The sequence below is a fragment of the Corynebacterium argentoratense DSM 44202 genome (assembly GCF_000590555.1).
Classification (GTDB): domain Bacteria; phylum Actinomycetota; class Actinomycetes; order Mycobacteriales; family Mycobacteriaceae; genus Corynebacterium; species Corynebacterium argentoratense.
The window spans coordinates 87,960-114,385 of sequence record NC_022198.1 but is presented as its reverse complement, the minus strand read 5'-3'; the positions used below and the strand labels follow the sequence as shown (position 1 = coordinate 114,385).

The 26,426-nt window shown below is 59.1% G+C and carries 23 protein-coding genes; 13 read left to right on the top strand and 10 right to left on the bottom strand.

Features of this window, described 5'->3' with window-relative positions:
• Positions 1 to 57: 57 nt before the first annotated feature.
• The gene (locus tag CARG_RS00565) at positions 58 to 1,539 is read right to left on the bottom strand and encodes a YhgE/Pip domain-containing protein (RefSeq protein ID WP_081761536.1); all 1,482 of its coding nucleotides are present in this window, start codon (positions 1,537 to 1,539) and stop codon (positions 58 to 60) included.
• Between the two features lie 122 nt (positions 1,540 to 1,661).
• Between CARG_RS00565 and CARG_RS00560 the strand changes: the two genes are divergently transcribed.
• From CARG_RS00560 to CARG_RS00535, 6 genes are read left to right on the top strand one after another with little or no spacing between them, the layout of a single operon-like run.
• Positions 1,662 to 4,661 carry a DUF4040 family protein gene (locus tag CARG_RS00560; protein ID WP_020975435.1) on the top strand — a complete coding sequence of 1,000 codons (3,000 nt, stop codon included), beginning with the start codon at positions 1,662 to 1,664 and terminating at the stop codon, positions 4,659 to 4,661.
• Positions 4,658 to 5,179: a cation:proton antiporter subunit C gene (locus tag CARG_RS09760; RefSeq protein ID WP_020975434.1), complete on the top strand. Its 522-nt coding sequence runs from the start codon at positions 4,658 to 4,660 to the stop codon at positions 5,177 to 5,179. The genes CARG_RS00560 and CARG_RS09760 overlap by 4 nt, the downstream gene beginning before the upstream one ends.
• Before the next feature lie 6 nt (positions 5,180 to 5,185).
• On the top strand, positions 5,186 to 6,739 hold the full coding sequence (locus CARG_RS00550) for a monovalent cation/H+ antiporter subunit D family protein (protein ID WP_052331926.1): 1,554 nt from the start codon (positions 5,186 to 5,188) through the stop codon (positions 6,737 to 6,739).
• On the top strand, positions 6,654 to 7,082 hold the full coding sequence (locus CARG_RS00545; protein WP_169733181.1) for a monovalent cation/H+ antiporter subunit E: 429 nt from the start codon (positions 6,654 to 6,656) through the stop codon (positions 7,080 to 7,082). The genes CARG_RS00550 and CARG_RS00545 overlap by 86 nt, the downstream gene beginning before the upstream one ends.
• A gap of 4 nt (positions 7,083 to 7,086) precedes the next feature.
• Positions 7,087 to 7,374, top strand: a complete 288-nt coding sequence (locus tag CARG_RS09970) for a monovalent cation/H+ antiporter complex subunit F (protein WP_144198638.1) — start codon at positions 7,087 to 7,089, stop codon at positions 7,372 to 7,374.
• Complete coding sequence (locus CARG_RS00535; protein WP_020975430.1) at positions 7,374 to 7,682, top strand: monovalent cation/H(+) antiporter subunit G; 309 nt, start codon at positions 7,374 to 7,376, stop codon at positions 7,680 to 7,682. The genes CARG_RS09970 and CARG_RS00535 overlap by 1 nt, the downstream gene beginning before the upstream one ends.
• Positions 7,683 to 7,774: 92 nt before the next feature.
• Here the strand turns inward: CARG_RS00535 and CARG_RS00530 are convergent, their stop codons facing one another.
• The gene (locus tag CARG_RS00530) at positions 7,775 to 9,334 is read right to left on the bottom strand and encodes a catalase (RefSeq protein WP_020975429.1); all 1,560 of its coding nucleotides are present in this window, start codon (positions 9,332 to 9,334) and stop codon (positions 7,775 to 7,777) included.
• 296 nt (positions 9,335 to 9,630) lie between these two features.
• Between CARG_RS00530 and CARG_RS00525 the strand changes: the two genes are divergently transcribed.
• The gene (locus CARG_RS00525) at positions 9,631 to 10,212 is read left to right on the top strand and encodes an RNA polymerase sigma factor (RefSeq protein WP_020975428.1); all 582 of its coding nucleotides are present in this window, start codon (positions 9,631 to 9,633) and stop codon (positions 10,210 to 10,212) included.
• A gap of 102 nt (positions 10,213 to 10,314) precedes the next feature.
• On the opposite strand, the gene CARG_RS09965 is transcribed toward CARG_RS00525, so the two are convergent.
• The 5 genes from CARG_RS09965 to CARG_RS00500 form a co-directional block, all read right to left on the bottom strand.
• Positions 10,315 to 11,709, bottom strand: a complete 1,395-nt coding sequence (locus CARG_RS09965) for an LPXTG cell wall anchor domain-containing protein (protein ID WP_020975427.1) — start codon at positions 11,707 to 11,709, stop codon at positions 10,315 to 10,317.
• A gap of 329 nt (positions 11,710 to 12,038) precedes the next feature.
• Positions 12,039 to 13,085, bottom strand: a complete 1,047-nt coding sequence (locus CARG_RS00515; protein ID WP_020975426.1) for an aspartate-semialdehyde dehydrogenase — start codon at positions 13,083 to 13,085, stop codon at positions 12,039 to 12,041.
• A gap of 14 nt (positions 13,086 to 13,099) precedes the next feature.
• Positions 13,100 to 14,365, bottom strand: coding sequence for an aspartate kinase (locus tag CARG_RS00510; RefSeq protein WP_020975425.1), 1,266 nt, complete (start codon positions 14,363 to 14,365; stop codon positions 13,100 to 13,102).
• A 65-nt stretch (positions 14,366 to 14,430) separates the two neighbouring features.
• On the bottom strand, positions 14,431 to 14,814 hold the full coding sequence (locus CARG_RS00505; RefSeq protein WP_236620147.1) for an AzlD domain-containing protein: 384 nt from the start codon (positions 14,812 to 14,814) through the stop codon (positions 14,431 to 14,433).
• A complete protein-coding gene (locus CARG_RS00500; protein WP_020975423.1) occupies positions 14,801 to 15,577 on the bottom strand; it encodes an AzlC family ABC transporter permease in 777 nt (258 codons plus the stop codon). Before CARG_RS00500 ends, CARG_RS00505 begins: the two co-directional genes overlap by 14 nt.
• Positions 15,578 to 15,726: 149 nt before the next feature.
• On the opposite strand from CARG_RS00500, the gene CARG_RS00495 reads away from it, so the two are divergent.
• Together CARG_RS00495 and leuA are read left to right on the top strand one after the other, a co-directional pair.
• Entirely contained in the window at positions 15,727 to 16,641 is a 915-nt protein-coding gene (locus CARG_RS00495; RefSeq protein ID WP_020975422.1) for a DMT family transporter, read from the top strand.
• A 372-nt stretch (positions 16,642 to 17,013) separates the two neighbouring features.
• Positions 17,014 to 18,828 carry a 2-isopropylmalate synthase gene (leuA, locus tag CARG_RS00490; protein WP_020975421.1) on the top strand — a complete coding sequence of 605 codons (1,815 nt, stop codon included), beginning with the start codon at positions 17,014 to 17,016 and terminating at the stop codon, positions 18,826 to 18,828.
• 188 nt (positions 18,829 to 19,016) lie between these two features.
• On the opposite strand, the gene CARG_RS00485 is transcribed toward leuA, so the two are convergent.
• Positions 19,017 to 19,838: a hypothetical protein gene (locus tag CARG_RS00485; RefSeq protein ID WP_020975420.1), complete on the bottom strand. Its 822-nt coding sequence runs from the start codon at positions 19,836 to 19,838 to the stop codon at positions 19,017 to 19,019.
• 402 nt (positions 19,839 to 20,240) lie between these two features.
• On the opposite strand from CARG_RS00485, the gene CARG_RS00480 reads away from it, so the two are divergent.
• From CARG_RS00480 to CARG_RS00465, 4 genes are all read left to right on the top strand, one after another.
• On the top strand, positions 20,241 to 21,485 hold the full coding sequence (locus CARG_RS00480; RefSeq protein WP_020975419.1) for an alpha-hydroxy acid oxidase: 1,245 nt from the start codon (positions 20,241 to 20,243) through the stop codon (positions 21,483 to 21,485).
• A 104-nt stretch (positions 21,486 to 21,589) separates the two neighbouring features.
• The gene (locus tag CARG_RS00475; protein ID WP_236620146.1) at positions 21,590 to 23,170 is read left to right on the top strand and encodes a DNA polymerase III subunit epsilon; all 1,581 of its coding nucleotides are present in this window, start codon (positions 21,590 to 21,592) and stop codon (positions 23,168 to 23,170) included.
• A 3-nt stretch (positions 23,171 to 23,173) separates the two neighbouring features.
• The gene (locus CARG_RS00470; protein ID WP_020975417.1) at positions 23,174 to 24,457 is read left to right on the top strand and encodes a MurT ligase domain-containing protein; all 1,284 of its coding nucleotides are present in this window, start codon (positions 23,174 to 23,176) and stop codon (positions 24,455 to 24,457) included.
• The gene (locus tag CARG_RS00465; protein WP_020975416.1) at positions 24,458 to 25,180 is read left to right on the top strand and encodes a type 1 glutamine amidotransferase; all 723 of its coding nucleotides are present in this window, start codon (positions 24,458 to 24,460) and stop codon (positions 25,178 to 25,180) included. It begins immediately after the preceding gene.
• Between the two features lie 47 nt (positions 25,181 to 25,227).
• Here the strand turns inward: CARG_RS00465 and recR are convergent, their stop codons facing one another.
• Both recR and CARG_RS00455 read right to left on the bottom strand, forming a co-directional pair.
• Positions 25,228 to 25,884: a recombination mediator RecR gene (recR, locus tag CARG_RS00460; RefSeq protein WP_020975415.1), complete on the bottom strand. Its 657-nt coding sequence runs from the start codon at positions 25,882 to 25,884 to the stop codon at positions 25,228 to 25,230.
• Positions 25,885 to 26,027: 143 nt separating this feature from the next.
• A complete protein-coding gene (locus tag CARG_RS00455; protein ID WP_020975414.1) occupies positions 26,028 to 26,354 on the bottom strand; it encodes a YbaB/EbfC family nucleoid-associated protein in 327 nt (108 codons plus the stop codon).
• Between the last annotated feature and the right edge of the window lie 72 nt (positions 26,355 to 26,426).

Below are 26,426 nucleotides of genomic sequence, written 5' to 3'. Positions count from 1 at the left end.
TCATGCTACCGACAGCAAGCCCTACGCGTCGTCATACCCAGGTATGTTTCTGCGCCCCTAGGCCTCTTCTGATTCCAGTTCTGATTTCGGCAGAGCCACGCGCGTATCGCGCAGGGCTGCGCGCTGCGACAGGCCGTTGCCGACCACGGTGCACACCGCCAGCACACCAACCACCGCAAGGGACAGTAGCATCGGCGCGACCGGACCATCATTGCCCAGTGTGCTCAAGCCCAACGCCGGGTAGTTCACCGGCATCAAAGCGTTGACAATCTCCCACCCGCGGCTGAGCTCTACCGCAGTGGACTGCTTCCACGCCCAGGTCACGACACCAATTTGAACTGCGACAGTAGCAAAAATCAGCGGCATTCCGACTGCTGGTCCCAGTGCCCGGCGCGCCCACTGGGTGCCTGCTGTCGCCCCATAGGCTGCAACGGTCAGCAGAACCCAGGCCTGCACGACCCCAGCGGCTGTCGCCGTGCCTGCCAAGATGGCGTAGGTGACGGTAGCGGTTGTAGAAATCGCAAGAACCTGCCACCAATCCTTCTTCGCGTTGATGCGGGTCAGCGTTGCGCCAAGCAGCGTGGCTGCCGCGATGAGTACTGCATACAGTGGGGGCAGGCTGCCGCGTTCGGCAGGAGCGGCGTCATCAGTGTTGTTTCCGCTTGTTGACGCCGCGGGGGTTGCGCTGGTGCGTGGGAGTGCGCGTCGGACGCCTGCGACGGCGTCTTGGTTTTTGGTGGACATGTCGGCGATTTTTGTGGCGCCCCGGTCGAGTTGGCCGATGCCATCGGTGGCTTGCTTAGCCACGCTGTCTAGTTCACCGGTGGCTTCGGAAAGTTGCTTTGCGCCTTGTGCTGCTTTGTAGATTCCGTCGTGGTAGCCGTAGCCGGGGACCGCGAGTTGGTTGGCGACTTCGCGAGAACCGCTGCGCAGTTGGTCGAGTTTGTCGGCGAGTTCACCGTCGATGCCGAATTGTTCGGCTTGGGTGCGCAATTCCTTGAGCTGGCCGCGGAGGTTGACGATGTCGGGGTCTTGTGAGCGGGCGAGTTCTTTGTCCGCTTGGTCCATGGCGCCCAGGACTTGGGACTGAATGACGGCTACTGCTTGCACCTGTTCAACGGCTTGCGCGACTCCGTCGGCGACTTGGGTGGCTCCGTTGCCGAGCTGCCCCGTGCCGGCTTGGAGTTGGATGAGCCCCTGGTTGAGCTGTTCTGCGCCATCGTGCAATTGGGCTGCACCATCGATGATCTCGCCGGATCGGCTGCTGAGTTGCCCGATGCCGCCCTTGAGCTCTTGGACGCCGGTGTCGAGGAACCCTGCTTGGGCTGCGGCTTCGCCCGCCGCGCGGCGAGCTTCGGTGAGGGCTTGGGCTGTGGTGGCGTCAATCTGCGCACTGGGGGCCCCTTCGGGTTCTTCGGGCCCGGTCCAGGTGGATGCGATGCCGGTGTCGGTCGTCGCAGTATAGGTTGCGCCGCAGGCGACGGTGGCCACGGCTGCGAGCGCGAGAAGTATCTGGGGGGTGCGCGACTTTAGCCTCATGCTTGATGAATGTAGGGGTTTTGCGGCTGTCTTATTGATAGGCGCACCGGGCAAGCGCGGGACTAAACACTGGTAACGTTGGAAAACGGTGAAAATGTGACGATTGTAGGTGGAAAAGCCCCGTGTCTTTGATGATTGTTCTTGGCATAGCAGCTTTAGCTGTTGTGTGCTCCCCTGTGCTGGTCCGGGTTATGGACCGCGCAGCGGGTGTGCCTTTGGGACTGATGTATGTTGCCGCAGCCGGCGTGTTGACGGGCACGTTCCCTACAGTTTTTGCAGGTGGAGGGCATGGTTCTGGCGCCGTCGAGTGGTCGACGACGTGGGTGCGGGATTTCCCCGCACCTGGTCAGCATATTGACGTCGCGTTCCGTGGCGATGCACTCAGCGTGTTCTTCGCGATGCTTGCGCTGTGTGTGGGCGCGGTGGTGTTCATCTATTCGGCGAGCTATTTGCACCATAAGGACTCGAATACGAGTTTTTATGTGATCATGTCGGCGTTCATGCTGGCTGTATTGTTGCTGGTGCTGGCTAATGACATTGTGGTGCTGTTTATCGCTTGGGAGTTTGTCTCTATTGGCTCCTTCTTCTTGATCGCGCGCGCTGGTTCCGGTGGTGAAGCGGGAGCTATCCGCACGTTGGTGTTGACGTTCACCGGCGGTTTGTCCCTTTTGGCCGCCACTGCGATCACCGCTACAGCAGCTGGCACCACTGATTTGCATGAGATTTTGCAGTCGGAGTTTTGGGTAGAGCGGCCAGGCATGGCGACCGCCTTGGCTGTGTTGTTTGCTGTGGCGGCGTTTACAAAGTCTGCCCAGTTGCCCTTTCACTTCTGGTTGCCTGAGGCGATGGCTGCGGCCACCCCCGTGTCGGCGTTTCTGCATGCTGCTGCGGTGGTGAAGGCCGGTGTGTACGTGCTGCTTCGTTTCTCCGCAGTGTTCCATGACAACCATGTGTGGAATGTTCTGTTGATCGTCGTTGGCATGTCCACTGCCGTGATGGCCTCGCTATTCGCTATTCAAAAGACCGACCTGAAAAAGCTCACTGCTTATTCGACGGTGTCCCACCTTGGTTGGATTGTTGCCACCATTGGTGTTGGAACCCCCTTCGCTTTGGCGGCTGCTGCGGTGCACACCCTGGCGCACGCCATGTTCAAGTCTTCGCTGTTCATGCTGATTGGCGTGATTGACCACCAAGCACATAGCCGTGACGTGCGCCGCCTAGGAAAAATGTACAAACAGCTGCCCTTCACATTCACAGCTGTGGTCATCGGCGCTTTGTCGATGGCGGCTATTCCACCGATGTTTGGCTTCGTGTCCAAGGAAGCCATGCTGGAGGCCTTCACCGGTGCGCCGTTAGCTAACGGCGGTGTAATCGTTTTGCTTATCGCCGCGTTCAGTGGCGCTGTCTTCACCATGACCTACTCCACCCGGCTGGTGTTCGGCGCGTTTGTCGACGGTCGCCGTGACATGTCGGAGGTACGCGAAGCACCTGTGCGCCTGTGGCTGCCTGCTGCGTTGCCCGGCGTGGCGTCATTACCCATCGTCTTTTTCCTATCCCGCCTGGACTCCCCCATCGATTCCTTGGTGGCGGCCGCGGCCCCCACGGCACATCGGGCCCACCTGCATTTGGCACTGTGGCATGGCATCACGTTGCCCTTCCTGATCTCCGCGGTAGCTATGTGCGTGGCGCTAGTGATGGTGGCTTACCGTCACGCACTGTTTGAGTGGATCACCCCGAAGAACTTCTTCCCGACAACCGGTAACGATCTGCTCAATAAGCTCTACAATCGTTCACAAAAGTGGGGTCGTTTTGCGGCGTCAATGGCGGATTCCCTCAGCCCTTCACGCCACTTGACCTACCCGCTGCTGCTGATCCTCTATCTCGCCGGTGGGGCGCTGCTGAGCCCCGGCTCGACGGGGATTGAGCTTGCGCCGCGAGTTCCGGGTATTGACCAGCCGATGGATGTGCTGCCGCTGATCATCGTGATCGTCAGCGTACTAGCGCTGGTGCGCACTCACAATCGTCTGTTGGCTGTGGTCCTGCTGGGCATCGCAGGCGTCGGTGTGACCCTGCAGATTTTGCTGTTGGGCGCGCCTGACGTTGCCCTCACGCAGTTCCTGGTGGAGCTGCTGATTGTGGTCGTGATGATGATGGTTGTCCGCTTCCAGCCCACGGATTTCATCCAAACAGGCAACACCAAGAAGTTCTCCGCTGGTACCTTGGCCGTGCTGGTCGGTGTCGTGACATTCATCGGCGTGTACGCGCTGGTGGGGCGCCATGACCGGCCGGATCTGGCTATGTGGTACCTGCAGGAAGCCCCGAGCATTTCAGGTGGCAGCAACGTGGTCAACACGATTCTGGTCGAGTTCCGTGCGCTGGATACCATGGGCGAGCTCAGCGTCTTGGGCATGGCTGGTGTGGTGATCGCCGCGGTTGTCGGTTCGATCCCCCGCCACAGCCGAGATGAGGACACTCCGCCGCCCTTCGGCATGGAGCTCAGCAACTCAATCCCGCTGCGCACTGTGTTGAAGGTTCTGTCACCAGTGTTGTTGGTGTTGAGCTTTGTCATCTTCATGCGCGGCCATAATGCCCCTGGCGGCGGATTCATTGCCGCCCTGGTAGCTAGCGGCGCGATCATGCTGGCTTACTTGTCTAAGCCTGCTGACCGTAGGATTGTTCGCCCCAACCTACCGTTCATTCTCACCGGGGTGGGCATGTTGACTGCGTTGGGCTCTGGATTCCTTGGTTTGTTGAAGGGGTCATTCCTGTTCCCGATCCACGGGCATATCGCGGGCGAGCACGTGACAACCTCCATGATTTTTGACGTCGGCGTGTTCCTTGCGGTGCTGGGAATGGTCACGTTGGCTATCAATGCTTTGGGCGGTACGCGCCGACCAGGTGTGGACAAGTTGTTGCTGCCGTTTATTCGGAGCAGATCCAACCCACTTCCCGCGTCGGATCTCCACAAGGAGGCCCGCGCAGAGCAGGAGGCTCAAACCTCGCCGGTGCACTCGGTGGTGGGCGCCCAGTTCACTCCTTATCGGGCAGTCACTACGGATTCTGTTTCTACTGCTCGACGCGTTGATCAACCCAGGGATAAGGAAGAGGGTGATCGCCGATGATTATCGCCTTGACTATTGCTGTGTTGATGGCTGGCGGTGTCTACTTGGCGCTCCAGCGCGGAATGGTCCGCATTGTTATTGGCATGGGTTTGATCAGCCATGCAACCAACTTGATTATTTTGGCTGCGGGTATCGGCGCGTGGCGCGGTGAGCCTTTCGCTGGCCGCACATCTATTGATGACGCCGCGGACCCTCTGCCCCAGGCTTTCGTGCTGACGGCGATCGTGATCACGATGGCGACAACGGCATTCATGTTGGCTTTGGCGGCATTGGGCCGCTCGGACGATACGCGCAGCGCAGAAGATCCCGAACATGAATCTTCTTTGGATTCTCGAGCACGTAAGGCTTCCCCGATTTCTCCTCACACGCGTCGTGGTCGTCGCGTGCATGCTGTGCATGAGGCTGAGAGGCAGCGGCACGAGAAGCAAAAGCAACACAAGCAGCAGAAGGCTAAGCACGAAGATGGTCAGAAACAACAGGACGGCGCGGGCAGTGGCGCTCAAGGAGCTGAGCACTAAATGATGATGCACATATTTGCTGCTGAAGGTGCTGTCCATGGTGCACCGTTGAATGCTGCCGCAATGCTGCCACTGTTTGTTGCTGTGCCTCTGGTGGCTGCTGCGCTGGCTGTGATTGTCCGTGGTGTGGCACGCGATGTGCTGCACCTAGCCGTCCCTGCTGCGGGTATCTTCGCAGGTGTGTGGCTCTACGCCGCTACCTACGATGCTCCGCTTGGGCACAATGTTGGCCTGTATTCGGGTGGTGTGGCCATCCCGTTTGTCGCCGATGGTGTGACTGCGTTGATGATTGTCGCGACGTCATTGGTGGCTCTGACGGCTAACTGGTTCGCCACTGTTGTGGGGGAAACCCGCGCTCGGTTCTATCCGGCGTTGGCGCTGATGCTGACGGCGGGTGTCAACGGCGCGTTGATGACGGGTGATTTGTTCAACCTGTTTGTGTTTATCGAAGTGATGCTGCTGCCCTCTTACGGCCTGATTGCTATGACGGGCACCTGGTCGCGTCTGGCGGGCGGCAGGATGTTCGTGCTGGTGAACCTGGCGACGTCAACTGTGCTGCTGATAGGCGTGAGCTTGGTGTACGCCACCTATGGGTCGGCGAACATTGCGGTGCTAGCCGGCGCGGCGCGTGGTGACAAACCTGTTGTTGTGGCGATGGGTTTGGTGGTGATCGCGCTGGTTGTGAAGGCCGGCGTGTTCCCTGTCCACACCTGGCTGCCCCGCACGTACCCCGGGACGTCTCCGGCTGTCATGGCGCTGTTTTCCGGCCTGCACACAAAGGTTGCGGTGTACGCACTGTTCCGCATCTTCACGGTGGTGTTCGGTCTGGATACTCACTGGTCGGGCCTGATTATGATCTTCGCGATCGCATCGATGATGGTCGGTTCTTTCGCTGGTTTGGGCGAGTACACGATGCGCCGTGTGGTTGCCTATCAGATGGTGGTCGGCATGCCATTCATCGTGATCATGTTGGCTTTTGTTGCCTCCGATCCGAAGTCGGCGCTGGCAGCTGGTTTGTTCTACATGCTCCACCACATGGTCACCATCGGCGCGCTGGTGTTGACTACCGGCGCGATCGAGGAAACCTACGGCACGGGGCGTCTGCACCAGTTGTCTGGTCTGGCGCGGCGTGATCCTTTGGTTGCTGCCGTGTTTGTGATGGGCGCGTTTTCGATCGTTGGTTTGCCACCGTTTTCCGGTGTGTGGGCGAAGGTTTTCGCCGTGATGGAGATTGCGCGCTCGGGTGGCACCCAGGCGTGGGTTGCCATTGGGGTGATTATTGTTGCGTCGCTTGGTGCGCTGTTTTCGATGCTGCGCCTGTGGCGTGAGGTGTTCTGGGGCAAGGATATGGATGCGGAACGCACTCCGCCGGGCCTTGTGGTGACGTTGCCGCGTCTGGCCCCGGCTGCTGCTATGGCGGCTGTGTCCTTGGCCATGTTCGTTGCGGTTGGCCCGTTGTTTGCTGCGGTGGATCATGCGTCCGCCCAGTTGGTTGATGTGGATAGTTACCAGCACGCTGTGTTGGGCGATCCTGCTGATGCAGTCGGAGAGGGGCATTAGGATGCGATTGTTTGCCCATTGGGTTGTGTATTCGTTGTGGCTGATTGGCCAGGTGTTTGTTGGTGCGTGGTCGATTGCTGTTGATGCTCTGCGGCCGCACTCTCAGATGCATCCTGCGGTGGTGCGCTATCCGCTGCGGGTGACGTCTGATGCTTTGGTGACGGCGTTTTCGACGTCGATCACGATGACTCCCGGCACCATGAGTATTGGTGTGATTGATGACGCCGCGGGGGTTCCGGAATACTTGCTGGTGCAGGCCGTTTTTGGTGCGGATGAGCAGGAAGTTTTGGACGGTTTAGCCGATATGGAACGTAGGCTGTGGCCTGCGGTGGAAGGGGCTTAAGGTGTTGAATTTTGAGTCTGTACCGACTTGGTTTGGTTGGGTTTCGTGCGCCGGAATTGCAGCGTTCGCGTTGTGTATTGCGGTCGGTTTGGTGATTGTTGTGCGCACCCGCAGTGCTGCGGTTCGGATTGTGATGTCCGATCTGATTTTCTACGGGATGGTCGGCGTGTTCCTGGTGTGGAGCGTGTTTGCTGACGTCTCTATTGTCTTCGAAGTTGCTGTGCTAGCGGCGTTGCTTGGTGGCCTGTCTACAGTGTCGTTGGCCCGGATGCTGTCTAGGGGGCGCCGCTAATGCTTAGTGTTGTTGCTGCCGTGTTGTTTGTTGCTGCGGCTGCGGCTGCAGTCGTTACGGCTATCGCTGTAGTGCGAGCCCCGGATGCTTTGTCCAAGGTCAATGTGATGAGCGTTCTGAGCTATGTTGCGTTGCCACTGGCGGTCATCGGGGTGTTTGTCCAGGACACCGCTGTGGGCGGGTTTGACTGGCACAACCTTGTGCGCGTGGTTTTAGCCGTTGTGGGCCTGCTTGTGGTGGCTAGCGTGTCGAACTTCTATGTTGGCCGCTCCATCTACAACACCGAACAGGAGCAGCACACAACATAATCAGTGTCATGTAGGCATAATGCCGACAAAAGGGCGGGCATGCTTCTCGACTTCAAGAAACATGCCCGCCCTTTTTTACCCCTTAGACGGCCTTACTTAGCTGCCTGGAAAAGCTCCTTCACACGAGCACCAAGGTCAGCGTCAACGTTGGTCCAGTACTCGTAGCACTGCTGCTCGACACGCTCGTTCACACCACCCATGGCACGCGCAATGTTGCCCGCCAAGCGTTCGCGCGCGGCGTCATCAAGCACCTCGCGCACAAGGATGCCAGCCTGGATGAAATCATCATCCTCGGCATGCTGCACGTAAGCACCACGAGTGAAGTCAGTACCGTGGGTGTCCCACAGGCCCAGATCGCCGGCAACACCGACAGTCACACCCGAACCAGAAGAACCCTCAGGATCTAAAGCACCATTGTCGCGGCCCTCACCATTAGGCGAATACACCGGCTGAGTCGGAGCCTGGAAGGAGTACGTCATCGCGCCATCCTGCGAGTAGGAATTCACAGGGCACACCGGAGCGTTCACCGGCAACTGCTCGGAATTCGCACCCACGCGGTAACGATGCGCATCGGCGTAAGCGAAAACACGAGCGATCAGCATTTTGTCCGGGGAGAACCCGATACCGCGAACCAAGTTAGAAGGCGCAAACGCAGCCTGCTCGATCTGAGCGAAGAAATTCTGCGGGTTGCGGTTCAGCTCGAAATGACCAACGTGGATCAACGGGTAATCCTTGTGCGACCACGTCTTCGTCAGGTCGAAGGGGTTGTAGCGGTAGCCTTCTGCCTCGTCGACCGGCATGATCTGCACCTTAACATCCCAGACGGGGAAGTCGCCGCGCTCGATAGCTTCGTACAGATCGGTGCGGGAGGAATCGGCGTCCTGACCAGCAAGCTCGGTTGCCTCAGCATCGGTGAGGGTTTCCCAGCCCTGACGGGTCTTGAAGTGGTACTTCACCCAGAAACGCTCGCCAGCTTCGTTAATCCACTGGTAGGTGTGGGAACCGAAGCCGTCCATGTGGCGGAAGTCCTTCGGGATGCCGCGGTCGCCCATGAGGTAGGTGACCTGGTGTGCGGACTCAGGAGTGCGGGTCCAGAAATCCCACTGCATGTTCGCATCTCGCAGGCCGGAACCCGGGAGGCGCTTCTGAGAGTGAATGAAGTCGGGGAACTTGATGCCGTCACGGATGAAGAACACGGGGGTGTTGTTGCCGACGATGTCGTAGTTACCCTCAGAGGTGTAGAACTTCAGAGAGAAACCACGGACGTCGCGCCATGCATCAGGAGAGCCCTGCTCACCGGCGACAGTGGAGAAGCGGGCGAGCATCGGGGTGACGGTGCCCTTCTGGAACAGTGCCGCGCAGGTGTACGGAGACATGTCCTCGGTGACGGTCAGCTCGCCAAAAGCGCCGGAGCCCTTAGCGTGGACGACGCGCTCCGGGACACGCTCGCGGTTGAAGTGAGCGAGCTTTTCGATCAGGTGGAAGTCGTGCAGCGCGACGCTTCCCTGCTGGCCGGTGGTGATGGAGTGGTTCTCGCTGGCAACAGGAGCGCCAGCGAGAGAGGTTGTAGCGCCGTGGGCGACGGGGCACTGGCCGCGGTTGACGATGTCGTCAACGGTGGGAGTGTTGTTAGATGCAGACTGGTTGGTCATGCGTTGCTCCTTTTTTTACGAAGTGTGGGCCAGGTCCGTGTGTACAGCGGGGGCTGGTCCGCTGGGTTACTCGAGCACAAGACTTAAGTCAGCCCTATGAATTTCTCACAATTCATAAGCTACACCTCTATAGGAAAAACCGCAAACCATTTCGAGCCAATCAATTGGAAACCTATTAATACTTAGCTATGATCGGGCACGCACCACTCAGCCAGCGCACACGACAGCTTGCCACACCCTGCGCACTACCCTGGAAAGTCACTAGGCAAAAGCACCCCCTGCTAAAGTAGAACACCGTGACCTATGCCGACGTAGAAACCGACGCCTACGTCACCCAGCTAGCGCTCAAAGCCGGCCGTGGTGACCGTCAGGCCCTCGATGAATTCATCGGTGCCACACACAAAGACGTCTGGCGTTTGCTCGCGCACCTCAGCAGCCCCGACACTGCCGATGACCTCACCCAAGAAACCTTCTTGCGCGTCCTAGGGGCACTGCCCCGCTTCGCCGCACGCTCCAGCGCCCGCACATGGATCCTTTCCCTTGCGCGCCGCACATGGGTAGATAGCATCCGCCACGATCGAGCCCGACCGCTGAAGTCCGCAACCGAATACGAAGACGCACAAGCTACCACCCCGACGTCTAATTCTTGGTCCGAGTGGGTCGACGCCCGATTGCTCATCGACGAGCTGCCAGAAGAGCGGCGTGAAGCATTGATCCTCACCCAAGTGTTGGGTTTTAGCTACGAAGAGGCCGCGAAAATCGCCGGCGTTCGCGTAGGAACTATCCGGTCCCGCGTCGCCCGCGCCCGCGCGGACATCATCGCAGCCTCCACCGAAACCAACAGCGGCGAAGACTCGCCGGGACTGCGCGCCATCTAAAAAACAGCGCATCAAAAAACGCATAATGCCCGCCAGCACTAAACAGTGCGGCGGGCGTTATTTAACCCGTCGGGCCCCGCGGGGCCCGACTAAGTTGTGATGTTACTTGCGGCGGCGACCAGCGACGAAAGCGCCGGCAGCCATCAGTGCAGCGCCGAAGCCAGCGAGGCCAGCAACGTCAGCACCGGTGTTAGCAAGCACGCGCTTCTCGGAAGCGGCGGGAGCCTGCTGCTTTGCAACACCCTTCTCAATGCCCTTCACGGGAGCTTCAGCAGCCGGAGCCTGTGCAACAGGAGCTGCAGGAGCCTGAGGAGCCGGGGTGGAGGAACCAGTGGAAGAACCAACCAGAGCCGGGATCAGCGGAATAGCAGCAATGGGGATCAACCAACCAGGCACGTCAGAGGAACCAGAGGGGTTGCTGGGCTTGTGACCGGGGTTACCGGGCTCATCTTCCGGAGGGCAATCGCAGGTCTCGGTGACCTTCTCGAGGGAGCCATCTTTGAAAGCGATGGGGTTGCCGTAGAGGGTCTTGCCGTCCTTCTCAGCCTCTTCCTTCATCTTCTTGATCTTCTCGACGTCCCACTCGCCAGTGACCTTCATGGTGGCCTCTTTGTTGGCGTTCTTGATCTTGTCGAAGCCCTCCACACCGTAGTCCTTGGTGAAGACACCAGCCCAACCACTGTAAGCGTCGATCGGGGAAGCGAACTTGACGGTAGCTTTCTTGCCCACCACAGTTACCTCGGAAGGAACCAGCTTGTTCTTGTAAGGCTGTTGCTTACCAGCGACAGCAGGCAGGTAACGGTCGACGTACCAGCTGGTAGCGTCAGAAGCCACGTAGCCTTCATCCGGCAGATCGATAGTGATCTCAGCGGTGCTCATCGGGTAGTCGGTAGCGAACACCGGGCGCCAAGCGATGATGCTCTTGCCGAGTAGGTAATGCTGCATCTCAACGTTGCCGGGACCAGCGCCCTCGGGGTTCTTGTCACCCTCAGGGTTGAGGTTCGGGTGGTTGTTGGGATTCCAGACCTTCTTGGTGAAGCCGTTGTTGGAGTAGTCCTTCAGACCCATGTTGAACACTGCAGCACCCTCGAGGTTGACCTTATTGCTGATGGTCTCGGTGGTGCGGGTGCAGTTGTTGCAACCCTTGTCGTTGGTGAACTTCTCTTCGGTCTTAACGACCTCGCCACGGGTGAAACCGTTTTCGGGCTGAACGTAGCCGTTATCGCCGATGTTCAGAGCAGGCTTTTCGCCCTCTTTTTCACCTTCAGCTTCTTTACCCGGTGCAGCCTCAGCAGATGCCGGTGCAGCCTCAGCAGGTGCCGGTGCAGCCGCAGCAGGTGCCGGTGCAGCCTCAGCAGGTGCCGGTGCAGCCTCAGCAGGTGCCGGTGCAGCCTCAGCGGGAACCGGCTGCTCAGCCTCTTCAGCGAAAGCAGGTGCAGCATGCACACTCAAAGCGAAAGCGGACGCAGCCGCTACAGCAGCAAAAGAACGCCGCATAATAAACTCCTAAAAAAATTGGAAAAACTTCTCTGGTCACGCTAGCACTGATGACAGGAAATTTCCATAAAAGGGGACATATCCACAGGATTTCAGCAAAATTCCAGCTCAACGCCATCATTAGACTACACCTCAGACCCCTACTGCGCAACAACTTCAACAAGGTAAGCGCTGCAATTGTCAACACTGTGGTACACACGGTGGCACAAGAAAACCACATGCAGTGAAAGGAGCACACCAATGCGCCCACACCGGCTAGCCAACAACACAAAAAGGGTGGTCGACAAAAAACACCGCGACCACCCTTTTCCACCCCCAGCGCACAAAAACTAGCGCACCAACAACTCAGCAATCTGAATCGTATTCAACGCAGCACCCTTGCGCAGGTTGTCACCAGAAACAACAAGCACCAAACCCTTGTTGTCATCCACCGACTGATCCTGACGAATACGACCCACCAATGACGGGTCCTTCCCCGCAGCATCCAACGGCGTCGGAACATCCACAACCTCAACCCCCGCGGCGCCATTAAGCACCTTAACTGCCTGTTCAGGGGTAATCGCACGCTCAAACTCAGCGTGAATCGTCAACGTATGACCAGTAAAAACAGGCACACGCACACAGGTGCCAGCAACCTTCAAATCCGGCAAACCAAGAATCTTCCGAGACTCATTACGAAGCTTCTGCTCCTCATCAGTCTCCAAAGACCCATCATCAACCAAATTGCCAGCAAACGGCAATGCATTAAACGCAATCGGAGCAACATAAGGGCCAAACTCAGAATCCGTCACAGTCTCGCGCATGACAGAACCATCATGCGTCAGCTCCACATTACGATCACCGATCTCCGCAACCTGCTTCGCCAACGTCTCCACACCAGCCAAACCAGAACCAGAAACCGCCTGGTAGCTAGACACATGTAGACGAACAAGCCCCGCGGCGTCATGAAGCGGCTTCAACACAGGCATCGCAGCCATCGTCGTGCAGTTCGGATTCGCAATAATGCCCTTCGGCACCTCATTCAGAGCCTCCGGGTTCACCTCCGACACAACCAAAGGAACCTCAGGATCCTTACGCCACGCCGAAGAATTATCCACCACACGAGCACCAGCCTGCGCAAACAACGGCGCAAACTCACGCGAAGCCGCACCGCCAGCAGAAAACACCGCGATGTCAATACCCTGCAAAGACTCAACAGTCTGAGCCGTCACATCCTCAACAACGATGTCCTCGCCACGGAAAGACAACGACTGCCCAGCCGAACGGGGAGACGAAAAGAAACGCACCGTATCCGCCGGAAAATCACGCTCCTCCAGCAAGGTACGCATCACGCGACCCACCTGGCCGGTAGCGCCAACAACAGCAATAGTAGTCATAACAGCAGCTCCCTTTAACGGCCCGTACCAGCGTAAACGGTGGCTTCTTCCTCGCCACCCAGCTCGAAAGCATCATGCAAAGTCTTCGCAGCAGTCTTCACATCCGCCTCACGCAAGATCACAGAAATGCGGATCTCAGACGTCGAAATCAACTCAATGTTCACACCCGCATCACGCAAAGCCTCGCAGAACACCGCAGTAACCCCCGGGTGAGACTTCATGCCCGCACCAATCAGCGACACCTTGCCAATCTGATCGTCATACAGCAAGTTCTCGCACGTGCCCTCCGACTGCAAGCGCTTCAGCAACTCCATCGCACGCGGCCCATCGGCACGCGGGCACGTAAAGGTAATATCCGTGCGGTTGTCCTCCAGCGAAGACACATTCTGCAACACCATATCGATGTTGATCTCATTGTCCGCAAGAACACGGAAAAGCTTCGCAGCCTCCCCCACCGTGTCCGGAATACCCAGAACGGTCACCTTTGCCTCGGACGTATCGGTGGCTACGCCAACCAGGGTTGCTTCTTCCACGGGGATCTCCTCCATCGAACCGGCAACCAACGTGCCGGGGTCATTGCTGTACGAAGAACGAACTCGAATCGGCACATCAAAAGCGCGCGCATACTCCACGCTTCGAAGCACCAAAATCTTGGAACCCACAGCTGCGAGCTCCAGCATCTCCTCAAAGGAGATCTTTTCAAGCTTCTGAGCGTTCGGCACAATACGCGGATCAGCGGTGTACACACCATCAACATCCGAGTAAATCTCGCACACATCAGCTTTCAGCGCAGCCGCCAAGGCAACAGCAGTAGTATCCGAACCACCGCGGCCTAGGGTTGTGACGTCGCGGGTGTCCTTGTTGACACCTTGGAAACCGGCCACCAAACAAATTTTGCCCTCATCGAGAGCCTCACGGACACGCTCCGGAGTGACATCCACAATGCGCGCGTTACCGTGACGTTCCGTTGTAAGAACACCCGCCTGCGAACCAGTGAACGACTGAGCCTTCGCACCATAAGATTCGATCGCCATGGCAACCAAAGCATTCGAAATGCGCTCGCCAGCAGTCAGCAGCATGTCCATCTCACGAGCCGGTGGAACCGGGTTCACAGCGGCAGCAAGGTCGAGCAGCTCATCAGTCGTGTCCCCCATAGCCGAGCACACCACTACAACATCGTGCCCGCGCTTCTTCGTGGCAACAATTCGTTCGGCAACGCTGCGGATACGCTCCGGGGACTCCAGCGACGAACCGCCATACTTTTGCACAATCAGTGCCACGAGGATTCCACCTTTCGGAAGACAGGTATCTTACTTCCCGCTAATGCTACCGCACCGCAACCCACCTACAGCCACAAGCTAGCCAAAAGCACATAACAAACAGTCCCCACCAGAATTGATGACGCCGCGGAGCGCCGCCACCAATGCACTCCAACGGTCACCATCACAGCCGCAACAACCGCAACATAACCGCGCCCACCCCCAGCCGCTACGGCATCATCGAGCACACCACGCACACAATAAACCACCAGCACGACCATCACCCCCACCGGCATAAACAAACGCAACACCCGCGCGAAACCCGAGCGCGCCACCATACGCGCTGCCACAAAAGGTAGCCAACGCAACAACACAGTCACCCCGCCCACAGCCAGCAACACCGACAACGCATACACCGGAGTAACCCCCTGCGGCAAGCCCCACGCACCAGGAGAATTAACGCCCCACACGAGACGAACCCCCAAGAACATATGCCCCCAACAGCAACAACCAATACGCACTCAACGCCGCTGCCAACATCCGACCAGGCACCACAACAGAAGCCACAACCCCCACTAGCGCAGCTGCTCCTACCGGCAACCACCAACGGCCGGGCGGCAATGACTCCAACGCCAAAACAATAAACAGCGCGGTCAACGCGAACTCCACGCCATGCACACTCTCCGGCACCACATACGACGCCACCGCGCCCACAATACCCGACACAACCCACACGGACTGGCACACCACATGCACCACCAACAACTCACGGCCTGACAGTTGCAACAAACCCTGAGTGGAACTCTGCTCAGCAAGCCCATGCGAGTCGGCTGGATTGAAGGAACAATCAGTAGCCCGAGCGGGATCAGCCACCGGTCCCACAGCCCGAACCGCCGACACAATCGCATACGTCTCATCTGTCAACGAGTACGTCACATACGCCCGGGCCAACCTCCCCCGCACCACCTCCCGCGGATACGTCAAGCCATAAAAGATATGGCGAAAATTCACCATCAACGACGTCAGCGCAGCACCCGCAACGCTCACCCCACCCAAAACCAAACCCACACCCAAAAACTCCATCGAACCCGCATAAATGAGGACAGAAAACAACGGCGCCCACCACCAAGCAAACCCCGACTGCGCAATCAACACGCCAAACGCCAACCCCAACGGCACCAAACCCACCGACACCGCAAACAACTGGGGACCGACAGTCGAACGCGACGTCATTAATCACACCTTCCCACACCGAACATGGCACACAAAACAACTAAACAGCAGGTAAAAGAGATCAGAGGAGAGCACGAGACCGCGACATTCCACGCCAGGAAATGCTAATATCTACGCAAACCCCGCGCCAATCTACTAGGGTTTTTCGGGTGCACAACTCCTACCTAGCGGTGCTCTTCGCGTTCGCCTCGGCAATGACCATTGCCTGGGGTACCGTCGTGCGACACCGCATCGCCCAAGACGCCCCAGGGGACAGCCGCGAAGCATTCGTCGCTGCCCTGCGGCAACCCATGTGGTGGGCAGGAACATCCACAGCACTAATCGCCTACGGCCTCCAAGCAGTCGCCTTCGGCTTCGGCACCGTGCTCATCGTGCAACCAATCCTGGTGCTCAAACTGATGCTGACCTTCCCCCTCGAAGCACACTACGCACGACGCCGCGTCGGTTTCGGAGAGATGTTCTGGTCTAGTGTACTGACTGCCGCCGTCGCCATCCTGGTCATCATGGGTAAACCGGCCGCAGGGCTCACCCACCCGCCACTGAACAGGTGGATCCCCGCACTTATCATCGGCATCGCAGGCTTCTTACTACTGGACTACATCGCCAAGCGCGGACCCCAAAAATATAAAGCACTGCTGCTGGGCGTCATCACTGGCGGAATCTTCGGCTACGTCGCCGTACTGTCCAAGGCTGTGGTGGACATCTTCCTCCACTACGGTCCACTGGGCCTGGTGCTCAACTGGGAGCCCTACATGCTCGTGTTCTCCGCGACCGTCGGAACCGTCATGCAGCAATTTTCCTTCAACGCCGGCAACCTCAAACAGTCCCTGCCAGCGATGACCATCGGCGAACCCATCGTCGCATTCACCCTCGGCTACCTCATCCTCGGCGAGAAATTCCAAATCGAAGGCATCCAATACCTCTGGATGGGCGCTGCTCTCATCGCAATGTTCGCAGCCGCCATCGCACTGTCTATTAAAGGTGCCGAAACAACCGCCGAAGAAGATGCAGAAGCCACAGGTTCTGACAGCGAGGCTTCACCTGCACAAAGCACCGACGCTTAAACCCCACAAGCATCAGATCGTTCGACCCTCTTAGGGTCACTGCAGGAAACAGCAGAATAAAAGGCAACGCCGTACACGCGAACCAGGCCTCGGACCGCTACAACCTCCCAGCCCGCCGCAACACAACGCGACGTCATCACCCCCAGTTTGGAAAGCCCATCCCACACAGTGGTATGGTAGGTCATATGTTTGCAGCACCCCACCCCAGCCCACACGGGCACACGCGTGGGCAAATCAACGGGCTACTTACGCGCCGCGGCGGACACCAAGGTTAACAGCCGGACCGCCGCGGACACTCTCGCTTGCCGGCAGCACCCAACAACACTTCCAAACAGCCGCACACCCCGCGGCACCAAAGAAAAGGAAAGCCCCATGGCAAACGACACCTTCTTCACCGCCCCCGCAGAAATCACCACCCCAACCGGCGACCGCACACCCGGCCAACCCGCATGGAACAAACAACGCAACTCCTCCATGCCGGTCGACCGCTACCAACCCTTCGCCCAAGAAGTCGAAGACATCCGCCTGCCCGACCGCACCTGGCCCGACAAAAAAATCACCCACGCACCCCAATGGTGCGCCGTTGACCTGCGCGACGGCAACCAAGCACTGATCGACCCTATGTCGCCCGAACGCAAACGACGCATGTTCGACCTGCTGGTCAAAATGGGCTACAAAGAGATCGAAGTCGGCTTCCCCTCCGCCTCCCAAACCGATTTCGACTTTGTACGCGAAATCATTGAAGGCGACCGCATCCCCGACGACGTCACCATCCAAGTACTCGTCCAAGCACGCGAACACCTGATCCGCCGCACCTTCGAAGCCTGCGAAGGCGCCAAAAACGTGATCGTGCACTTCTACAATTCAACGTCTATCCTGCAGCGCCGCGTTGTCTTCCGCAAAGACAAAGAAGCCATCAAAAAACTGGCCACCGACGCCGCCGAACTGATCAAAGAAATCGCCAAGGACTACCCCGGCACCAACTGGCGCTGGGAATACTCCCCCGAGTCCTACACCGGCACCGAACTGGCCTACACCAAAGAAGTCTGCGACGCCGTCGTCGAGGTCATGGACCCCACACCCGACAACCCCATCATCATCAACCTGCCCTCCACAGTGGAGATGATCACCCCCAACGTCTACGCCGACTCCATCGAGTGGATGAGCTGCAACCTGAACCGCCGCGACTCCATCATCCTGTCCCTACACCCCCACAACGACCGCGGCACCGGCGTCGCAGCAGCCGAGCTGGGCTACATGGCCGGCGCCGACCGCATCGAAGGCTGCTTGTTCGGCAACGGCGAGCGCACCGGCAACGTCTGCCTGGTCACCCTGGGCCTGAACATGCTGACCCAAGGCGTCGACCCGCAAATCGACTTCTCCGACATCGACCAGATCCGCCGCACCGTCGAATACTGCAACCAACTGCGCGTTCCTGAGCGCCACCCCTACGGCGGCGACCTGGTATTCACCGCGTTCTCCGGCTCCCACCAAGACGCCGTCAACAAGGGCCTCGACGCCATGGCAGCCAAAGTCACCCCAGGCGGAACCCACAGCAGCGTTGCCTGGGAACAGCTGCGCGGCGAACAGTGGGAAGTCCCCTACCTGCCGATCGACCCCAAGGACGTCGGCCGCAACTACGAGGCCGTCATCCGCGTCAACAGCCAATCCGGCAAGGGCGGCGTCGCTTACATCATGAAGACCGACCACGGCATCGACCTCCCCCGCCCCATGCAGGTCGAGTTCTCCTCGACGGTGCAGGCCGTCACCGACGCCGAGGGCGGCGAAGTCGCATCCAAGCAGATGTGGGACATTTTTGCCACCGAATACCTGGACGCCACCACCCCCTTGGAGCAGGTCAGCGTAGCTATTGACGCCGCGTCTACCGAACGCGACGAGGCCCGCATCACGGTCGATATCGTGCTGCGCGGCAAGGCCATGAAGATCGAGGGCCGCGGCAACGGCCCAGTCGCTGCCTACGCGAACGCCCTGGAAAGCGTCGGGATTGACGTCGAGGTGCAGGAGTACACCCAGCACGCTCGCTCCGCCGGTGACGATGCAGAGGCTGCGGCCTATGTACTGGCGGACGTCAATGGGTCGAAGTTCTGGGGCGTCGGTATCGCCGGCTCCATTACCTACGCTTCCCTGAAGGCAGTTACTAGCGCAGTCAATCGCGCCCTGAGCTAATCAACGCAGCGCCCACGATGGGCGCTGCACCCATTGCACATCGAGAAGTCGTACAAAAAACCGGCAGATTTTGCTTCCGACGGTTTATTTTCCCAGGTGGCCGTCGCACAATGGGCAAATCTGCCGGTTTTTTGTATCCGTCGGTGCACATCCGCCGGTGTGCATCCGCCGCCTACCCGCCATGCGGCCTAGCTCCGCCATGCAGGCTGACCCCCTTCGATCCGATATCGCGGAGCAACCAACGGCGCATACTGGCTAGACAACGCCTGACGAAGCGCAAGCATGGCAGAACCATCGCTAAAGGTACGACGATCAAAACGGACGACGCGTATGCCAAGGTTGATTAATTGCCGCTCGCGCTCTCGCTCGCGGCGCAGGGACTCATCGACAGCCGTGCCGAAAGCGCCTGTGTGTTTTTCTATGCCGTCGTATTCAACCACCACCGCCTGCTCCTCGAAAAAGAAGTCCGGCCGTGCCACAAAGCGTCCCCCGCTTGTCACCACCCTGGCCTGCGCTAGAGGAGTCGGCAGCCGCTCCTGCCACATGGCGTATTTTAATTCGGACTCGCGGGGGCTCTCACTGGTGGCGCTCAGCACGGATGCTAGAGCGCGAATACCTGCGGCGTTACGCACATCCTGAGCTTCTGCCAGGGCGCTGCGCACCCGTGCCAAGTCCTTAGGGTGGGTCCGCACGTGATGCTCTGCTGCGATCAGCGCCGCCTCAATGCTGTGAACGCTCCCAACGTCAACGATGCTGTCGAGCAACGATAGCGCCCGTGCCTCCCCGAAGCGAGTTGGTAATAGGTCAACTGAATATCGTCGTGCGCGTTTAGTAGCATCCGAAAAAGTAAGGAATTGCGGCGACCACAATCCGCCGGGGATCGGCAGGCCATGGCACGCAACCGCAGCCAAGCCCCGTGCTGCAGCACGCTTGCGCCTTGCAGTTGCTGCCACTGCCTTCGCGATGAGCTGCTCCTGTGGAGTCAGTGACAGCCACAATTCGGTCTTCATATAAGCCGCTGTGTAGACAAGGCTGAACTCTCCTTCGCTGTACGCGCTGAATAGTGCTGCTCGTCGTGACGGCGAAAGTACCCCGCTGTAAATAATTGCCCCCGAGTGTGTCATGCCCCCTCATTGTAGCGATCGCGCACAACAGGTACAGAAAACCGGCAGATTTACCCTCCGCGGCCAGTCGACCTGCACAAACACATCACAAAAGCCTAAATCTGCCGGTTTTCTGTATCCCATGGAGCGGCGAAAGAACGGCGAATGAGGCAACCTGCACCGCCGCGAGAACCACTCGCCCCATCTGGGGGGATAAGGTTCCCCTAAAACGAACACAGTCCTACACTTGTGAAATCACGACAGGGCCCAACGGCCTCCACCCGCACCAGCCGTAGAAAGGCACACGTTATGTCCCCTTCGCGCCCCACTCCCCCGGCCCTGAAGCGCCGCGTACCGAAGTACAGCGACCTTGCGCCTCTGATGCAGTTCGCTAAGCCGACGCTCGATTTCAAGGAACGTCGCCTGTCTAAAGCCGCGAACGTGTGGGACTTGCGGGCGATCGCTAAGCGCCGCACGCCTACTGCGCCGTTTGATTATGTCGATGGTGCTGCTGAGGACGAGATTTCGATCAACAAGGCCCGGCGCGCGTTTCGCGAGATCGAGTTCCAGCCGGGTGTGCTGCGTAACGTCGCTGATGCGGATTTGAGCACGACTATTTTCGGCCGCGAGTGGTCGATGCCTTTGGCGATTGCTCCGACGGGCTTCACTCGGATGATGCATTCCGAGGGTGAATATGGTGGCAGTGCTGCGGCGGCTGATGCCGGCATCGCCTACACCTTGTCCACGATGGGTACGGCTTCGATGGAGGACGTCGCGGCGCATGCTCCGGAGGGTGAGCGCTGGTTCCAGTTGTATCTGTGGCGTGATCGTGAGCGCAGCAAGGAGCTGGTGCAGCGGGCTGCGGATGCTGGTTTTTCGACGCTAGTCGTGACGGTGGACACTGCCGTGGCTGGTGCTCGTTTGCGGGATGTGCGTAATGGCATGACTATTCCCCCTCAGTTGACGGCGAAGACGGTTGTTGACGCCGCGTACCGTCCGGAATGGTGGTTTAACTTCCTCACGCACGAGCCGCTGAGTTTTGCTTCTTTGTCTCGCCATTCTGGAACGGTGGCGTCTTTGGCGGATAGGATGTTCGACCCGACGTTGACTTTTGATGACCTGGATTGGATCCGGGATTTGTGTAAGGGCAACTTGGTGGTGAAGGGCTTGCAGACTGTGGAGGATGCGCGGCGTTGTGCTGACCATGGTGCTGATGGTTTGGTGGTGTCGAACCATGGTGGCCGCCAGTTGGACCGTGCGCCGGTGCCTCTTCATTTGCTTCCGCAGGTGCGTGAGGCTCTGCCGGATATGGTGCTTGGTTTGGACACGGGCATCATGTCGGGTGCTGATGTGTTGGCGGCGGTTGCCCATGGTGCTGATTTCTGCTTCATTGGTCGGGCCTACCTGTACGGTTTGATGGCTGGCGGCAAGGAGGGTGTGGATCGCACTTTGGAGATCATGCGTGACGAGATGACCCGCACGTGCAAGCTGTTGGGCGTCAATAAGTTGGATGAGCTCACTCCGGAGCATGTCAAGCTCAACGCCTCTGTCTAAACTCGTCTGTTTGTAGCCTGGGCCCGGAGTGTGTGCCTTGAACGTTGTTGACGGATGCTGATGTAGACGTCGAGGGTTAACCGCAGGCGCTATACTGAAGCGCAATGAGTAGCGAGAATTCCCCCAGCGTAGACAGTTCCCGAAACCCCCAGGAGGGTTCCGGGCGGTCTTCGCGTTCACGGCGCCGACGGTCGCGTTCTCGCCGCGGCCGCTCCTCGCAGGCACACGGCAATAATCAGGGCGCTAATCACAGCGCTGAGCAGGCTAGTCAGCAGAATCCCGCGCCATCTCGCCCACAGTTTCAGGCGGCACCGCAGAGCGCTGACGACAGCGGGGCGTCGCAGCGACCGAATGCGCGCGGCGACGTTACCAACACAGGCTCAGATGGCACGTCCAATACAGCCAACTCGGGTAACTCTCGCGGTGGCTCTAACCAGCGCAGGGGGCGTCGCCACAGTAGTAGGCGGCGTGGCCCAGCTGACAGTGCAGGTACCCAACCCCGTACTACTGGTTCCGGCGGACCAAAACCGAGTAAGTCCAATGCGCCGCGCGAGCAGCGCCATCAGCATCAGCAGTCCAAGCGCCATGTGCCGGAGCCGGGTTCCTACCCTCAGTACACCCAGTACGTGCAGCAGCTGCAAGAGTCGGCAACATACCGTCGTAAGGACGTCACTCCCCCGCGCTTCGATCGCCCTGCTCCCCCTGAGGAGGCACCGTACGCAGTCGTGAGCATCCAGTCCTCGGGTATTCACCCTTCGACGTCGCGTCTGGTGTCCTTGGACATTCAAACCCGCACTGAGGCCGGCGACGTCGTCAATGAATTCCATTGTGTGTTTGATCCCGGCACTGACATCGGGCCGAAGCATCTGCATGGGTTGACTAAGGACGATATTGCGCAGGCCCCCCGTTATTCCAGTCTGACTCGCACGATTGGGCGCTTCTTGGATGGCCGCACTGTCATTATGCATAATGCGCCTCGGACCTGGGGTTTCATTGTGTCTGAGACCCGGGCGGTCATGCGGCTTGAGCGTCGACATTCTAAAGGATCGAAGGGACGCGGCCGCAAGGGGCAGCAGCGCCGTAACTTTACCCGCCTTCCCCGCCCGACGCGGATTGTGGACACCTTGTCTACGCTGCGCCGCCAAGGGGTCTATCTGGAGGACACCCGCATTCGTGGTTGCGCCCGCACGCTTGGGTTTGACGTCGATCCCGCGGCGTCAATAAGCAGGGCGATGATGCCGGAGGCCGCCGTGTCCCGCGAATCCACCGAATTGGTGTGGGAAATGTTCAATAAGCTGCGCAAAGGTGAGCTCGCGGAACGCACGCCGAAGGAGATCCAAGGGGATCGCTTTGGTTTACAGCGGTCGATTGTGCGTATTGACGCCGCGAACGCACCGCGACCATTTATCAATCCGGGTGTGCTGCGCGACCAGCTGGTGCAGGGTATGGAGATTGTTGTGTCGCCGCAGATCGAGATGGACCCGAATGTCATCATCGAGGCGGTGGCTCGCACTGGGTTGGCGTATTCGGAAAAGCTCACGCGGCAGACCTCCGCTGTGGTGTGTAATCAGCGGGACAACCTAACGGGTAAGGCAATGCACGGCGACCGCAAGGGGATCCCCCTGGTCAGTGACGCGGAGTTCATGTCGCTCGTGGAAGATGTGGCCCCCGGTACTACACTGTGAGCAATGAAGAGCAAGTCTATTCAGCGCGCTAGGACCGCCGTCGCGGTCACTGCTGCGAAAGCCGCAACCGTTGCATCACGAGCTACGGGTCGTGGTGCCGGCGGCATGATTGGTGGACTAGTGGCGGGGTTTATTGACCCCAGCCTGATGGAGAATCTTGCCGGTGTCCGGCCGGTATCGATCGTGACTGGCACGAACGGGAAGTCCACGACGACCCGCATGCTGACCGCTGCCATGCGCACCACTTCCACTGTATGCAGCAATGAGGGCGGGGACAATATGGACGCCGGCATCATCTCCGCACTGTTGGAGGGTCGCGGTGCGGAGCGTGTGGTGCTGGAGGTCGATGAACTGCATGTTCCTGCCGCCGCGGACAAGCTTGATGCAGATTGTTTGGTGCTGTTGAATCTCTCGCGTGATCAGCTGGACCGCGTCGGAGAGATCAACACTATCGAGCGGCGCTTGCGCGAATGTCTACAGGCACGCCCGGAGATGACTGTGGTCGCCAACTGTGACGACGTCATGGTGACCTCGGTTGCATTCGATCATCCCAATGTTGTGTGGGTTGCTGCTGGCGCTGGTTGGACGGGGGATTCCACCTCGTGCCCCCGCACCGAGAGTCACATTGTGCGTTCGGAGGATGGTGTGGATTGGTGTGCGACTAAGCCCCTGGCGGATGGGCATCAGTTCCGCCGTCCTGCACCCGATTATTGGTTGGAGGGCGAGGACCTTGTGACCCCTCAGGGGCGTTTCTCCTTGTCACTGCAGCTTCCTGGTAATGCTAACCGCGGTAATGCGGCGCAGGCTGTGGCGGCAGCGGTCACTGGTGGCGCGGATACGCAGAAGGCTGTTGACGCCGTGAGCCAGGTCAAGGAGGTCGCGGGTCGTTACTCCACCATTGAGTTTGAGGGCCGCCAAGTGCACATGCTGCTTGCGAAAAACCCGGCTGGCTGGCAGGAGGCACTGTCGATGGTTGATCGTAGCGCCGATGGCCTGGTCATTGCCGTCAATGGTCAGGTGGCTGATGGGGAGGACTTGTCCTGGTTGTGGGATGTAAGGTTCGAAGATTTTGATGACGTCGCGGTGGTTGCTGCCGGCGAGCGCGGCACTGACCTTGCGGTGCGTTTGACCTATGCGTCGATCGAGCATGAATTGGTGAAGAACACGCTTGATGCGATCCGTGCGTGCCCGCCCGGTCGGGTCGAGGTGCTCGCGAACTACACTGCGTTCCGCGATTTGAAGCGCGACCTTGCAAAAGCATCTGCACGTACCGCCGAGGAGGCCTAAATGTTAACCATCGGACTGGTCCTACCGGACGTGTTGGGCACCTATGGCGACGATGGCAATGCCCTGGTGTTGCGTCAGCGTGCGCGGATGCGTGGCATCGACGCGGAAGTCAAGCAGCTGCGCTACGGCGATGCGATACCAGAGTCCTTAGACATCTACACCGTGGGTGGTGGCGAAGACACTGCCCAAATTTTGGCGGCACAACACTTGGCTGCTGACGGTGGTTTGAAGCGCGCATCCGAGGCTGGGCGCCCAATCCTAGCGATCTGTGCTGGACTGCAGGTGCTTGGAACTAATTTCCGCGCCGCAGGGCGCATGGTTGATGGGCTGGGGTTGATTGACGCCACGACCTCCTCTTTGGGCAAACGCACCATTGGCGAGGTTGCATCAATACCCCTCATTGATGGTTTGACGGCGCCGCTGACGGGTTTTGAAAACCATATGGGCGCGACCATTTTGGGGTCGGATGCGTCACCGCTGGGTAGGTTGACCCGCGGCGTCGGCAATTGTGACGCCCATGGTTCGCGTAGCCCCGACGATGTTGGTGTAGAGGGTGCGACGCAGGGCAGCATCATCGCAACCTATATGCACGGCCCTGCGCTTGCCCGCAACCCAGAGTTGGCGGATCTGCTGCTTGCCCGCGCAATGGGGGTTGCTGTCGACGAGTTGGCGCCGTTGGACATTGACTGTGTTGATCAGCTGCGCAAGGAGCGCCTGCGCTAGCCCACTGCCTCTCAGCGCGGTTGCTGTAGTCGCTGGGCTTGGCGGGGCTAGAGGACGTGGCGGCCGCTCAGCGCCCTCGACAGCGTCAGCTCGTCGACGAACTCTAGGTCACCGCCCAGCGGCATTCCGGAAGCCAAACGCGACACCGTCAACCCTGGGAAATCCTTCAGCAGCCGCGCCAAATACGACGCCGTCGCTTCGCCTTCCGTGTTGGGGTCGGTGGCGATAATTACTTCGGTGACCTCCGGGGCATCATCATAAAGTGGGGCTTCCGGGGTGGAGTCGGCCAGCTCGCGATCCTTAAGAACACCGCCGATACGCTGCAGTAACACATTGATGGAGAGGTCTTTTGGCCCGACACCAGCCAGTGGGTCGAGTGCGCCGCCAAGCACGTGGTAGCGGCCGGAAAACTCCCCTGTGCGTTCGATGACTTGAATGTCTTTGGGTTCTTCAACAACGCAGATGAGGCTGCGGTCGCGGCCACTGTCGGCGCAGATGCGGCAGACGGATTGGCGGGAAATGTTGCAGCAGATGCGGCAGAATTGCACGCCGGTTTGGATTGCGTCGAGTGCGGTGATAAGGCGGTCGACGTCTTCGGGTTCCTGGTGCAGGATGTGAAATGCGATGCGTTGGGCGCTTTTTGGCCCGACGCCGGGCAGTCGGGAGAGTTCGTCGATGAGATCCTGCAGTGGTCCTTCAAACACGAGTGCCTAGTGTACCCGTTACGCATGATTACAAGGGAAAACCCCGCAAGCGGGCTGATTCTTTAGTTCAGATCCCTGGCTGCGGGGCTTAAGTTGTGGGCGTGGCGCAAAAGTGTACTAGCGCATTGCCCGTCAAGGGCGGGTTAGAACAGTCCGCCGAGTGCGTCGTTGCCGAAGCCCTTGGACAGGGGGCCCATCTTTTCTTCGGCGAGCTTGGACACCTTGGTGTGTGCGTCCTGGAGTGCGCCGGTGATGAGGTCCTGGAGGGTGTCGATGTCTTCGGGGTCGACGACCTGGGGGTCGATGCGTACGTCGCTGATGGTGCCGTTGCCGTGCATGGTGACCTTTACGAGGCCGTTGCCGGCTTCGCCTTCGACGCTGGAGTTGAGGATTTCCTGTTGTGCGGCCTGCAACTGGGCCTGCATCTGCTGGGCCTGCTGGATGAGCTGGTTCATATCGGGCTGAGTCATGTGTGTCTCCTTGGGAGGGTTGTTTTTATCGGCCGGTTGAACGTCGGCTGGCTTAGGCCAGTCTAGCTGCCT

Excerpts from the sequence above, each read along its gene's own strand:
- CARG_RS00565 (WP_081761536.1), bottom strand. The coding sequence starts at position 1,539 with ATGAGGCTAAAGTCGCGCACCCCCCAGATACTTCTCGCGCTCGCAGCC.
- CARG_RS09760 (WP_020975434.1), top strand. The coding sequence starts at position 4,658 with ATGATTATCGCCTTGACTATTGCTGTGTTGATGGCTGGCGGTGTCTAC.
- CARG_RS00550 (WP_052331926.1), top strand. The coding sequence starts at position 5,186 with ATGCACATATTTGCTGCTGAAGGTGCTGTCCATGGTGCACCGTTGAAT.
- CARG_RS00545 (WP_169733181.1), top strand. The coding sequence starts at position 6,654 with ATGCGTCCGCCCAGTTGGTTGATGTGGATAGTTACCAGCACGCTGTGT.
- CARG_RS00535 (WP_020975430.1), top strand. The coding sequence starts at position 7,374 with ATGCTTAGTGTTGTTGCTGCCGTGTTGTTTGTTGCTGCGGCTGCGGCT.
- CARG_RS00530 (WP_020975429.1), bottom strand. The coding sequence starts at position 9,334 with ATGACCAACCAGTCTGCATCTAACAACACTCCCACCGTTGACGACATC.
- CARG_RS09965 (WP_020975427.1), bottom strand. The coding sequence starts at position 11,709 with ATGCGGCGTTCTTTTGCTGCTGTAGCGGCTGCGTCCGCTTTCGCTTTG.
- CARG_RS00515 (WP_020975426.1), bottom strand. The coding sequence starts at position 13,085 with ATGACTACTATTGCTGTTGTTGGCGCTACCGGCCAGGTGGGTCGCGTG.
- CARG_RS00500 (WP_020975423.1), bottom strand. The coding sequence starts at position 15,577 with ATGACGTCGCGTTCGACTGTCGGTCCCCAGTTGTTTGCGGTGTCGGTG.
- leuA (WP_020975421.1), top strand. The coding sequence starts at position 17,014 with ATGGCAAACGACACCTTCTTCACCGCCCCCGCAGAAATCACCACCCCA.
- CARG_RS00485 (WP_020975420.1), bottom strand. The coding sequence starts at position 19,838 with ATGAAGACCGAATTGTGGCTGTCACTGACTCCACAGGAGCAGCTCATC.
- CARG_RS00480 (WP_020975419.1), top strand. The coding sequence starts at position 20,241 with ATGTCCCCTTCGCGCCCCACTCCCCCGGCCCTGAAGCGCCGCGTACCG.
- CARG_RS00475 (WP_236620146.1), top strand. The coding sequence starts at position 21,590 with ATGAGTAGCGAGAATTCCCCCAGCGTAGACAGTTCCCGAAACCCCCAG.
- CARG_RS00470 (WP_020975417.1), top strand. The coding sequence starts at position 23,174 with ATGAAGAGCAAGTCTATTCAGCGCGCTAGGACCGCCGTCGCGGTCACT.
- CARG_RS00465 (WP_020975416.1), top strand. The coding sequence starts at position 24,458 with ATGTTAACCATCGGACTGGTCCTACCGGACGTGTTGGGCACCTATGGC.
- CARG_RS00455 (WP_020975414.1), bottom strand. The coding sequence starts at position 26,354 with ATGACTCAGCCCGATATGAACCAGCTCATCCAGCAGGCCCAGCAGATG.